The 12081-nt window shown below is 62.8% G+C and carries 11 protein-coding genes; 5 read left to right on the top strand and 6 right to left on the bottom strand.

The features are described 5' to 3' along the window. Positions 1-9 precede the first annotated feature (9 nt). Genes FEV16_RS09790 through ccrA form a run of 3 tightly spaced genes read right to left on the bottom strand, consistent with a single transcriptional unit; the run spans position 10 to position 3533 of the window. Entirely contained in the window at positions 10-1488 is a 1479-nt protein-coding gene (locus tag FEV16_RS09790; RefSeq protein ID WP_138167434.1) for a DUF3526 domain-containing protein, read from the bottom strand. Further along, a complete protein-coding gene (locus FEV16_RS09785) occupies positions 1485-2264 on the bottom strand; it encodes an ABC transporter ATP-binding protein (protein ID WP_246657256.1) in 780 nt (259 codons plus the stop codon). Before FEV16_RS09785 ends, FEV16_RS09790 begins: the two co-directional genes overlap by 4 nt. A gap of 42 nt (positions 2265-2306) precedes the next feature. Beyond that, positions 2307-3533, bottom strand: a complete 1227-nt coding sequence (ccrA, locus tag FEV16_RS09780) for a crotonyl-CoA carboxylase/reductase (RefSeq protein WP_210234876.1) — start codon at positions 3531-3533, stop codon at positions 2307-2309. 224 nt (positions 3534-3757) lie between these two features. On the opposite strand from ccrA, the gene FEV16_RS09775 reads away from it, so the two are divergent. The 3 genes from FEV16_RS09775 (at position 3758) to FEV16_RS09765 (ending at position 6448) form a co-directional block, all read left to right on the top strand. Next, positions 3758-3997, top strand: a complete 240-nt coding sequence (locus tag FEV16_RS09775; RefSeq protein WP_138167432.1) for a type II toxin-antitoxin system prevent-host-death family antitoxin — start codon at positions 3758-3760, stop codon at positions 3995-3997. Then, the gene (locus tag FEV16_RS09770; RefSeq protein WP_138167431.1) at positions 3994-4404 is read left to right on the top strand and encodes a type II toxin-antitoxin system VapC family toxin; all 411 of its coding nucleotides are present in this window, start codon (positions 3994-3996) and stop codon (positions 4402-4404) included. Before FEV16_RS09775 ends, FEV16_RS09770 begins: the two co-directional genes overlap by 4 nt. Before the next feature lie 67 nt (positions 4405-4471). After that, positions 4472-6448: a protein meaA gene (locus FEV16_RS09765; RefSeq protein WP_281404848.1), complete on the top strand. Its 1977-nt coding sequence runs from the start codon at positions 4472-4474 to the stop codon at positions 6446-6448. 139 nt (positions 6449-6587) lie between these two features. Here the strand turns inward: FEV16_RS09765 and FEV16_RS09760 are convergent, their stop codons facing one another. Next, on the bottom strand, positions 6588-7043 hold the full coding sequence (locus FEV16_RS09760) for a hypothetical protein (protein ID WP_138167430.1): 456 nt from the start codon (positions 7041-7043) through the stop codon (positions 6588-6590). Positions 7044-7265: 222 nt separating this feature from the next. Between FEV16_RS09760 and FEV16_RS09755 the strand changes: the two genes are divergently transcribed. Next, the gene (locus FEV16_RS09755) at positions 7266-8987 is read left to right on the top strand and encodes an OFA family MFS transporter (protein ID WP_138167429.1); all 1722 of its coding nucleotides are present in this window, start codon (positions 7266-7268) and stop codon (positions 8985-8987) included. 120 nt (positions 8988-9107) lie between these two features. After that, complete coding sequence (gene uppP, locus FEV16_RS09750; RefSeq protein ID WP_138167428.1) at positions 9108-9980, top strand: undecaprenyl-diphosphatase UppP; 873 nt, start codon at positions 9108-9110, stop codon at positions 9978-9980. A 93-nt stretch (positions 9981-10073) separates the two neighbouring features. Here the strand turns inward: uppP and FEV16_RS09745 are convergent, their stop codons facing one another. Beyond that, positions 10074-11246 carry a site-specific DNA-methyltransferase gene (locus tag FEV16_RS09745; protein WP_138167427.1) on the bottom strand — a complete coding sequence of 391 codons (1173 nt, stop codon included), beginning with the start codon at positions 11244-11246 and terminating at the stop codon, positions 10074-10076. A 146-nt stretch (positions 11247-11392) separates the two neighbouring features. Beyond that, positions 11393-12004 carry a ribonuclease HII gene (locus tag FEV16_RS09740; RefSeq protein ID WP_246657255.1) on the bottom strand — a complete coding sequence of 204 codons (612 nt, stop codon included), beginning with the start codon at positions 12002-12004 and terminating at the stop codon, positions 11393-11395. Between the last annotated feature and the right edge of the window lie 77 nt (positions 12005-12081).

The raw sequence follows: 12081 nt of genomic DNA, 5'->3' as shown, positions 1-12081 counted from the left end.
CGGCGCGCCTTACACGGGCCGCAGACGGCGCGCCGCAAAGAGCGCGAAGGCGGCCGCGAGCGCGAGCCAGCCCAGAAGCGCCGCGATCGGCAGCGCGCTATGGGCGAAGGCGAAGATGGCGCCGGGCGTCTGATAGGCGAATGAACCGATCTTTCGCCACAGCTCCGGCCCCGCGACGTAATTATTGTCGTGAGCGAAATGGATGATGTTGTCGCTGACCTGATTTTGAATGTCGCGCCGATGCGCCTCTGCGCTCGTCGCGAAATCGAACTGGCTGCGGCTGTCGACGCCGGCGAAGGCCATGGAGATCGGCCGCAGCGCGAGAAGCGGAAACAGGAAGCCGGGCGCGGCGCGCAGAGCGTCCTGGCGGTCGAAGGCCGACTGCAGAACGCCGAAATGGCGGTCGAAAATAGCATAGCCCGCCTCGTCGTCCTTACGAAGCGCAAGCCCACGAAAACTGACCGGCAAATCTTCGATGCGCGTGACGCCATATTTCTTTAAGGTCTCGTCGCGGAAAGCGATGAAGGCGGGATGGCTTTCGTCATGGCCGAATGTCTTCGCCTTGTCCTGTGCGATGCTTGCCCGAAACTCCTGCCATGTCGGCGTCGGCGCAAAAGCGCGCGCGGCGTCGGTCGCGAGCCGTGGCGCGAGAAAAGAATTGGCGAGCCAGAAGGCAAGCAGCGTGACGAGCGCGGCGCGGGAGTTTCTGGCGAGCGCCGAAACGCCGAGCGCGAGAAAGGCGAAGCCGGCGAGATAGGCCGCATAGGCGGCGCCGAGGACGCCAAGCCGAATGAATTGATCGGAAAGCGAGAGGCGCTCGCGATCGACGAAGAAGAACAGAGCGAGCGCCGCGCCTATAAAGGCCGGCGCGAGCAGCGCGAAAATCGCGCCGATCAGCGCCAGCGCCTTGCCGGCGAGAATGTCGCGCGGCCGCGCGCCGACGCTGAGCAATTGTTTCAGCGTGCCGCTCTCGCGCTCGCCGGAGAAGCTCGCGAAGCCCATCAGGATGACGATGAGCGGCGCGATCGTCTGCAAGACAAAGGCAAGCGACAGCGAACCAAGCAGCGCGCCGACGCCGCCGTCGCGCGCCTGTTTGAACTGGGTCTCGTTCTGCTTATGCGCCTCGAGCCACACCGCCGAGCCGACATAAGCGTCGACGCCGGGGTCGGCGAGCGCAAGCGGGCTCAACGGCTTGAAGGCGTATTGGCCGAAATGCGCGGCGGCGTGCGGGTTCTTCGCGCTCTGTCCGACCCAGAGTTCGCGATCGGCTCTCGCGGCGGCGTCGCGCTCGCGTAAAAGCCGAGCGTTTTCGACATAGCCGAAAGCAAGCGCGGCGAGCATCAGCGCAACGACAAAGGCGCTGAGCCATACGAGGCGACGGTCGCGAGAAAGCTCCAGCCATTCCTTGGCGGCGACGGCGCGCATGACCCGCCAATGGCGTTTCGCGGGCGCCGTCGCGGCGAGGGGCGCGAGGACGAGATCGCTCACGCCGCCCTCGCGAAAAGATCGAGATAGGCGCGCTCCAAGCCGAGATGATCGACGTCATCGGCGCCGAAGACCGATGCAAGACGGCCCTGCGCCATGATGCCGATCTTCGTGCCGCATTGCTTGGCGAGGAAGAGATCATGCGTGACCATCAGCACCGCCATGCCGTCCTTTCGCAGCCGCTCGATGAGCGCGGCGAACTCATTGGCCGCAAGCGGATCGAGGCCGGACGTCGGTTCGTCGAGCACGAGCGCCTGCGCGCGGCGCGCGAGCGCTATGGCGACGCCGACCTTCTGGCGCATGCCCTTTGAATAGAAGCGCACGGGGCGATGAAAGGCGTCGCTCGGCAGGCCGGCGGCGGCGAGCAGCGCAAGCAGCGTCTCGCGCGGCGCTTCGGAGCCAGAGACTTCGGTGAAATATTGCAGATTTTCGAGGCCCGTGAGCGCTCCATAGAGCATCACCTGCTCCGGAATATAGGCGAGACGCGCGCGGGCCACCGATGGATCAATCGCCGAGTCGATTCCGCAGACGAACGCCTGACCCGCCGTCGGCTGGATGAAATTCAAGAAGAGGTTGACGGTGGTCGTCTTGCCGGCGCCGTTGGGGCCGAGCAAACAAAACACCTCGCCCGCCGGCACGATCAAATTTAAACAATCGAGCGCCGGCGCATCGGCGCCGTCGTAAACTTTCGTCAGATTGCGCGCTTCGAGCATCGCCGCATCCGCCTCACGGCCCGACACGGCGCGCGTGGCCTCGCGCCGTTGTCGAAGTTTACCCAAACGTGCCCTTCGAGACGCCGACCGTCAAGCGAGCGGCAGCCCCTACTTCTGCTTGTAGGCTTCGGTGACGTCCTCGACCGTGCGCAAGCCGGCCTTCGGGGCCATGACGAGCACCGCCATATTGCCGGGCGCATGTTCGTTCTTCCACATTTTAGTGTGGGCCACGGGTATCTTCTCCCAGGGGAAGACTTCCGACATGCAGGGGTCGACGCGGCGGTCCAGAACGAAGCGATTGGCGGCTGACGCCTGCTTCAGATGCGCGAAATGCGATCCTTGAATGCGCTTCTGGCGCATCCAAACATAGCGCGCGTCGAAGGTGAGGTTGAAGCCGGTCGTGCCGGCGCAGAACACAACCATGCCGCCGCGCTTCACCACTAGGCAGGAGACCGGGAAAGTCTGTTCGCCCGGGTGTTCGAAAACGATGTCAACGTCCTTCTTGCCGGTAATGTCCCAGATCGCCTTGCCGAAGGCGCGGGCGTTCTTGGTCCATTCGACATATTCGGGCGTGTTGACCTTCGGCAACTGCCCCCAGCACTTGAAGTCCTTGCGATTGATGACGCCTTTGGCGCCGAGAGAAAGCACGTAATCGCGCTTGCTCTCGTCCGAAATGACGCCAATGGCGTTGGCGCCCGACGCGGCGCAGAGCTGCACGGCGAAAACGCCGAGGCCGCCGGACGCGCCCCACACGAGCACATTGTCGCCGGGCTTCAATTGATGCGGCGCATGGCCGAAAAGCATGCGATAGGCGGTGGCGAGCGTCAGCGTATAGCAGGCCGCCTCCTCCCAGCTGAGGTGCTTGGGACGCTCCATGAGCTGGCGGTCCTGGACCCGGCAGAACTGGGCGAAGGAGCCGTCCGGCGTCTCATAGCCCCAGATCCGCTGCGAGGGTGAGAACATCGGGTCGCCGCCGTTGCACTCCTCGTCGTCGCCGTCATCCTGGTTGCAGTGAACGACCACTTCGTCGCCGACCTTCCAGCGCTTCACCTTGGAGCCGACCGCCCAGACGATGCCCGAAGCGTCCGAGCCCGCGATGTGATAGGGGTTCTTATGCGCGTCGAGCACGGAGATGGGCTCGCCGAGCGAGGCCCAGACGCCGTTGTAATTCACGCCGGCCGCCATCACGAGAACGAGCACATCGTGGCTGTCGAGCTCCCAGGTCGGCAAGACCTCGAGTTGCATGGCGGTTTCCGGCGGCCCATGCCGCTCCTTCCGGATCGCCCAGGCGTACATATTCTTCGGCACATGCCCGAGCGGCGGAATCTCGCCCATCTCATAGAGGTCTTTCTTATCGGTCAATTTTGGGCTCCTCGCCTTGCCGCCCTCTCCGGGCGTTGGAATTGGCGGGAGCTTATAGACGGGGAGGCGCCGCGCGAATAGCCCCAAGGCGCCAGCGCCGACGGCCCTTTATCGCGAAGCGGATCTTCCCCACGCATTGCTCAATAGCGCGCCAACCTCTATCATTAAGCTGGTTAAGCCAGTTGATGGGATGAACGATGGAAATCGGCGCCTTTGAGGCAAAAAACACGCTCGGCAGCCTCCTCGACCGGGTCGAGAAAGGCGAGGAGATCATCATCACCCGCCGCGGCAAGCCTGTCGCCCGGCTCGCGCCCGTACGAGCGGAGCGCGACATCAAGCGCGCGCGCAAGGCGATGGAAGAGCTTCGCGAACTCTCGAAAGGCAACAGGCTCGACGGCCTCAAGATCAAGGATTTGATCAACGAAGGGCGCCCGTGAGTCTGGTTCTCGATAGTTCCGTCGCGCTTGCCTATTGCTTCGACGAAGAGATCACGCCTCAGATTCTTGCGACATTCGACAGGGTCATCGACGAAGGCATAGTCGTTCCAAGCTTGTGGCGATATGAAGTCGCCAATGTTCTGGCGCTCGCCGAGCGGAGGGGACGGGTGACGCTCGGCTTCCCGAAAATCGCCTTTGACCGGTTCGAGAAAATCTCGATTGTCCTTGACGAAGAGAGCGACGAACAAGCTTGGACGACAACAATACGGCTCGCCGCGCTCTACAACCTCACCGTCTACGACGCCGCCTATCTTGAACTTGCACAGCGGCGCCGCCTGCCGCTTGCGACCCTCGACGCCGCCTTGGCGCAGGCGGCGCGCGTCGCCGGCGTCGAGACCCTGATCTAAGCCGCTGGCCGCTCATCTTGTCAAAACAGGGTCATGTGCTATCGCAACGGGCGGAGGAGCCAATAAAGTGAACGATCTGACCCCGCCGCGCCGCGATAAGCCCTGGATGTTTCGCACCTACGCCGGCCATTCGACGGCGAGCGAATCCAACAAGCTTTATCGCTCCAACCTCGCCAAGGGGCAGACCGGTCTCTCCATCGCCTTCGATCTGCCGACGCAGACCGGTTACGACAGCGACCACCCGCTTTCACGCGGCGAAGTCGGCAAGGTCGGCGTGCCGGTTTCGCATCTTGGCGACATGCGCACGCTGTTCGAGGGCATCCCGCTCGGCGAAATGAACACGTCGATGACGATCAACGCCACCGCCGTGTGGCTGATGGCGCTCTATATCGCCGCCGCCGAGGGACAGGGCGCGCCGCGCGCCAAGCTTCAGGGCACCACGCAAAACGACATTATCAAGGAATATCTGTCGCGCGGCTCCTATGTGTTCCCGCCGGAGCAATCGCTGCGGCTCACGCAGGACCTCATTCTCTTCACCACGAAGGAATGCCCGAAGTTCAATCCGATCAACGTCTGCTCTTACCATCTGCAGGAAGCCGGCGCGACGCCGTCCCAAGAGCTCGCTTATGCGCTCGCGACCGCCGTCGCCATTCTCGACAATGTAAAGAAGTCGGGTGAAATCTCGGATGAGGATTTCGCCCAAGTCGTCGGCCGCATCTCCTTCTTCGTCAACGCTGGCATGCGCTTCGTCACCGAACTTTGCAAAATGCGCGCGTTCGTTGAGCTTTGGGAAGAAATCACGCGCGAACGCTATGGCGTGAAGGACGAAAAGCTTCGCCGCTTCCGCTATGGCGTGCAGGTCAATTCGCTGGGGCTGACCGAGCAGCAGCCTGAGAACAACGTCTACCGCATCCTGATCGAGATGCTCGCCGTCGTTCTCTCCAAGAACGCCCGCGCCCGCGCCGTTCAGCTGCCCGCATGGAATGAGGCGCTCGGCCTGCCGCGGCCCTTCGATCAGCAATGGTCGCTGCGCATGCAGCAGATCATGGCTTACGAGACGGACCTACTCGAATATGGCGACATCTTCGACGGCAATCCCGAGATCGCCCGCAAGGTCGCCGAACTGAAGGCCGAGGCGAAAGCCGAACTCAAGAAGATTGAAGAGCTCGGCGGCGCGGCGGCGGCGGTCGAGATCGGCTATATGAAGTCGAAGCTCGTCGAAGCCAACACGGCGCGTCTCGAAGCGATCGAGGCCGGCGACCAGATTGTTGTCGGCGTCAACAAATTCACCGGCGGCGAGCCGTCGCCGCTCGCCTCGGGCGACGACCAGATCATGGTCGTGCCGGAACATGTCGAAGCCGAACAGATTTCGCGGTTGAAGGCATGGCGCGAAAGCCGCGATCAGAAAGCCGCGAAGGAAGCCATCGAAGAGCTGGCCCGCGCGGCGAAAGAAGGCCGCAACATGGTCGAGCCCTCTATTGCCGCAGCGAAGGCGGGCGTCACCACTGGCGAATGGGGCAATGTGTTACGCGGGGTCTTCGGCGAGTATCGCGCGCCGACAGGCGTTTCCTCGACGGCTCGTCAGGTCGGCGGCGCGCTCGACGCGGTGCGCGGCGAAGTTGAACGCGTCTCGCAAAAGCTCGGCAAGCGCGCGAAATTCCTCGTCGGCAAGCCGGGCCTCGACGGCCATTCGAACGGCGCCGAGCAGATTGCGGTGCGCGCGCGCGACGCCGGCTTTGACGTGATTTACGCCGGAATCCGCTCAACGCCCGCCGAACTCGTCGAAGCGGCGAAGAAGGAAGGCGCACATTGCATCGGCCTCTCCATTCTCTCCGGCTCGCATGTGACGCTGGCGCATGAGGTAATCAAGCTAATGAAGCAGGAGGGCGTCGACGCGCCGCTCGTCGTCGGAGGCATCATTCCCCCAGCCGATGAAAAGCTCCTGCGCGAGGCGGGCGTCGCGGCGGTCTACACGCCGAAGAACTACGATCTCAACGCCATCATGACCGACCTGGCCCATCTCATCGAGAAGGCGGCTGTTTGACAGGTCTATCCAAGGATCGTGCGTCGCTCGTTTCGATTCAGCGGCGCCCGAGCGATCGAACGAACCGGCAGAAAATGCCGAAGCCGACGGCGGATTGGGCCTTAGACGAAAGGTCAACGCGTCCGACGCCCTGACAGTCTCATTTTTTGGGAAGTATGGACTTCAAACATTCGTCCATTCCAGTATTCATCTTCTCCATCAAGCTCGATGTCACGCTCCCCTTTACGAGATCGGCCATGTCCGACGGCTCTATGTTGTCGGCCGCATAATTCAATGCGCATTCGCAATAGGTATGAAGGGATGCCGCTGTAACGCCCATCTTGTTTAGAAAGTCTTCATTGCCCTTCAGATCTTCGCTCGCCTTTTCGACGCATGACTTCATGCCGCCATTTATAAATCCATCTCTCAACTTGCCCGAAATCCCCCGCGCTTTGACCACGACCGCTCCATCATTTGAGGCGTTGGACGAAGCTGCGCTCTTATCGCCATTCGCGGCGTGCAAGATCGCCCCGGCGGCCGTCGCCGTTACGCTCATCATCGCCGACGCAACAAATCCCAAAGCGACAGTCCTGATAAAAAGCAATCTAATCTTCATAGCCTTCACTCCCCAACTCAGCACGATGCTACTGTGATGCCATTGTCATATGTAGAATGATTATTCACTTGGCGTTGCTGAATGTCGTTTGGGCGCGACGCCGCCCGAGTAATCGCAAGCGACAGGTCGAAAACATCACGGCATAGGCCACGAGAATACAGGCTTGTGCCAGGCGCTGCGCATGCGCGATAACCGATCTACAAAAGCAAGTCCGGAAGTTTAATGACTGCCGACGCCATCGCCCGTTCCGATTTTTTCAGCCGCGAGCGCACCGTCGCTTCGCGCACATTCAATCGTTGGCTCGTTCCGCCGGCGGCGCTCGCCATTCATCTCTGCATCGGCATGGCCTATGGATTTTCCGTCTTCTGGCTGCCGCTGTCGCGCGTCGTGGGCGGCGCGCAGCCGAAGGAATGTCCGGAAACGCTCGGGTTTTTCGCGACTCTCGTCGCGACCGGCTGCGACTGGAAGATCAGCTGGTTAGGGTGGACGTTCACGCTGTTTTTCGTCTTCCTCGGCTCCTCGGCGGCGGTCTTCGGCCATTGGCTGGAAACGGCCGGACCACGGAAAGCCGGGCTAGCGGCGGCCTGCTGCTGGTGCGGCGGCCTGCTCATTTCGGCGCTCGGCGTCTATGTCCATCAGATCTGGATGTTGTGGATCGGCTCGGGCGTGATCGGGGGCATCGGCCTCGGCCTCGGATACATTTCGCCCGTGTCGACGCTCATCAAATGGTTCCCAGACCGGCGCGGCCTCGCGACCGGGCTCGCCATCATGGGCTTTGGCGGCGGCGCGATGATCGGCGCGCCGCTCGCCGACCGGCTGATGGGGCTCTATGCGACGCCGTCGTCGCCGGGCGTCTGGCAGACCTTCGTCACGCTCGCGGCGATCTATTTCGCCTTCATGGTCGCAGGCGCGCTAGCCTACCGTGTGCCGCCCGAAGGGTGGGCGCCACAAGACTTTACGCCGCCCGTGGCGGCCAAGAACGCCCTCGTGACGCATCGCCATGTGCATCTCGACGTCGCATGGAAGACGCCGCAATTTTGGCTGCTCTGGGGCGTTCTCTGTCTCAACGTATCGGCGGGCATCGGCGTTCTCGGCATGGCCTCGCCGATGCTGCAGGAAGTCTTCGGCGGCAAGCTCATCGGCTTAGACGTCGGTTTCGATCAGCTTAACGCAGACCAGAAGAAGCAGATCGCAGCAATCGCTGCAGGCTTCACCGGCCTTTTGAGTCTGTGCAACATCGGCGGGCGCATCGGCTGGGCGTCGGCCTCAGACAAATTCGGCCGCAAGATCACTTACGCCATCTTCTTCATCGCCGGCCTGGCGCTTTATTCGGCGATACCCTTCGCGGCGAATGGCGGAATGGTCGGCCTTTTCGTTCTGCTCTTCGCCGTCATCATAACCATGTATGGCGGCGGCTTCGCGACGATCCCCGCCTACCTTGCCGATATCTTCGGCACGCATCATGTCGGCGCCATCCATGGCCGGCTTTTGACCGCCTGGTCGACGGCGGGCGTGCTCGGACCTGTGCTCGTCAATTACATCCGCGAATATCAGCTGAGCGTCGGCGCGCCGCGCGAGGCCGCCTACAACCAGACGATGTATGTGCTTGCGGGACTGCTGCTCTGCGGGCTCGTCTGCGATCTGCTCGTGCGGCCATGCGCCGAGAAATATTTCATGAGCGACGAAGAGGTCGCGGCGCAAAAGCACATCCCCGTCGCTGAAGTCATCGAGAAAGATGACGACGTCCACGCCGACTTCGAGGATTTTGTCGAGGAGGCGCTGGAGCCGACGGCGACGGACGCTCATCCGCCGGGCGCGCCACGCGGGCTGCCGGACTCAAAGGGCGCGTCGCTGCTGCTGATTCTCGCCTGGACCGCCGTCGGCGCGCCGCTCGCCTGGGGCGTCTGGGTGACGCTCCTCAAAACCGCCGCGCTCTTTCACTAGTCGCACTCCCATCGGGGATATGCGCGTCGCCTTGATCGTGGCCAGCTTGTTTGACAGAAGTCGGGGTCGATCGGGCGGCTTCGCGATTCGTCGTGCGCCGATAAACGAGACGAGGATTTTATGGCGACCGCTTGCACCAATGGGCTCGACACCGGTTTCGTCGATCTCGGCTATATGAAAGTCGCCGTTCTTGGCGTGGTGCAAGGGATCACCGAGCTTCTGCCGATCTCCTCGACGGCGCATATGCGCATCGTTCCGGCGCTCCTGGGCTGGAAAGACCCCGGCTCCGCCTTTTCCGCCGCCATGCAGCTCGCGGCGCTCGCCGCCGTCGTCAGCTATTTCTGGAGCGACATTCGCGCCCTCGCCGAGGGCTCTATTCGCGCGCTTGTGCGGCGCGATTTCAACGATTGGACCCTTCGCTTCGTCGTTTGGATCGCGCTGGCGACCGTCCCGATCGGAATCGCCGGCCTCGCGCTGTCGCATACGCTCAACACCTGCGGCTCGCCATTGCGCACGCTGCCGGTGATCGGCATTTCCTGCATCGTCATGGCGGCGCTGCTCGCCATCGCCGAGCTCTATTGCAATCACAAGCGCACGCTTGAACATGTCAGCCTGAAGGACGCGATGATCGTCGGCTTCGCGCAAGTCGGCGCGCTCATTCCCGGCGTGTCGCGATCCGGCTCGACTCTGACGGCGGCGCTTTTCCTCGATCTCAGGCGCGAGGAAGCGGCGCGATTCTCGTTTCTTCTTGGCCTGCCGGCGATCGCGCTCGCGGGGCTAAAGGAGCTCTGGGAGCTGCATAAGGCGCAGCTCGATTTTCACGCCTGGGCCGTGCTGACAGTCGGGCTTTTCGTCGCCTCGATCTCCGCCTTTGTCGCCATCTGGGGCTTGCTGCGGATTCTCGAACGCTTTTCAGCCTGGCCCTTCGTCTTCTATCGCGCCTTCATCGGCGTCGTGCTGCTCGTCGGGTTTTACGCGGGGTTCCTGGCATAAAGCCGTCATTGCGAGCGAAGCGAAGCAATCCAGAGTCGCGCCCACGGCTCTGGATTGCTTCGTCGCAACGCTCCTCGCAATGACGGCTCTTGATTACTCCGCCGCGATGCGCAGCCGCGCGCGCGCTTCGTTGCGCAAATCGTCAATCGGCGTGAGCCGGCTCTTCGCCTCATAATGCCAGAAGGTCCAGCCATTGCAGGCCGGCAAGCCCTGCGCCAGCGCCCCGGTCTTGTGAATCGACCCGACGAATCCGGAGAGCGACAGCGCGCCGTCGGCGCGCACCACCGCGCGGTGGCGACGCTTGGCGTCGAAAAGCGTCGCGCCCGGGGCGATGAGTCCCGCTTCGACAAGGCTCGCGAAGGCGATGCGCGGCTCGGCGCGCTTCGACGGCGCCGTTGCGACTGCCTCATGCGGCAAGGGCTCGATCGCCGCGATGCGCGCATGCGCCGCGGCTCTGTAGTCGCCATCGCGCTCGATGCCGAGCCAGTCGCGGCCCAAGCGCTTAGCGACGGCGCCGGTCGTTCCCGTGCCAAAGAAGGGGTCAAGCACCAGATCGCCCGGTCTCGAGGCGGAGAGGATGACGCGCGCAAGCAGCGCCTCAGGCTTTTGCGTCGGATGAGTCTTGCGGCCGGCGCCGTCCTTCAACCGTTCAGCGCCGCCGCAGATCGGCAGCAGCCAATCGGAGCGCATCTGGCAATCTTCGTTCGCCGCCTTCAGCGCCTCATAGTTGAAGGTGTAGTTCTTCGCCCTCTGGTCGCGCGCCGCCCAGATCATCGTCTCATGCGCGTTGGTGAAGCGACGGCCGCGAAAGTTCGGCATCGGATTGTTCTTGCGCCAGACGATGTCGTTCAAGATCCAGAATCCCAGATCCTGCATGATCGCGCCGACGCGGAAAATATTGTGATAGGAGCCGATGACGAAAATCGTCGCCGAAGGCTTCATCAGCCGGCGCGCCTGCGACAGCCAGTCGCGCGTGAAGGCGTCATAGGCGGCGAAGCTCGCGAATTTGTCCCAATCGTTATCGACGGCGTCGACGAGACTTTGATCAGGCCGATGCAGAGGACTGGCGAGTTGGAGATTGTAGGGCGGATCGGCGAAGACGAGATCGACGCTCTCGTCCGCCATTCGCTCCATTAGCGCGGCGCAATCGCCACACAGGATTTCGTTGCGCGCCGTCGCGCGGAGCGGCCTTTCGCTGGTGCGCCCGATACGCGTGACCTGAATTCGGGCTTTAAGACGAGCCGCCCCGACGCGCGCGCTACGCATGAACTCAACACCATCTACGCAACCAACAGGCGCGATAGTGAATGAGGGAGGTAAAGGCTGCGTTTAGATCGAGTAACGGCTTGCGTCTCTTTTTCGAACGGAAGTCTTAAAGAAATAAAAAGGTTAGCAAAATCTTGCCAAGAACCTCACGCCTCGCGCACGGGCGTAAAGCTCGCACGATGCGCCGGGCTCGCGCCGTGCAGCGCCAGCGCTTCGAGGTGATGCTGCACGGCGTAGCCGACATTGGTCTCAAAGCCATATTGCGGATAATGCGCGGCAAGACGGCGCATCATCGCGTCGCGGGCGACCTTAGCGACGATCGAGGCGGCGGCGATGGAGAGCGCGGTCGCGTCGCCCTTGATGATCAACTGGCAGGGACAATTGACCGGCGGCCGATCATTGCCGTCGACGAGCAGATAGGCCGGCGCGTGGGACAGGCCGGCGACGGCGCGCGCCATCGCCGCGAGCGAGGCCTGCCGAATATTGATGCGATCGATTTCGGCGGCGGTGACAAAAGCGACGCTGACGGCGAGCGCGCTGGCCATGATGCGCTCGAAAGCTTCTTCGCGCTGCGCCTGGTTCAGAGCCTTGGAATCATCGAGGCCGCGCGGCCGCCGCTGGGGATCGAGAATCACCGCCGCCGCGGCGACCGGTCCCGCAAGCGGACCGCGGCCTACTTCGTCGACGCCGGCGATCGGCCACACGCCCTTGCGCCGCAATTGGGCTTCCAGTCGAAAACTGACCCCTTTGGCCGTCACAAACGCTCCCCTCCGGGCGGCTCTCGGTCTTGCGCAATAGCGACGTTGAGCGCTAGCGCCGCGTGCGAATAAAGCGC

The organism is Methylocystis sp. B8 (genome assembly GCF_005771425.1).
Taxonomy (GTDB): Bacteria; Pseudomonadota; Alphaproteobacteria; order Rhizobiales; family Beijerinckiaceae; genus Methylocystis.
The sequence above is the reverse complement of the archived record's forward strand: the minus strand, read 5'-3'. Positions and strand labels throughout refer to the sequence as shown.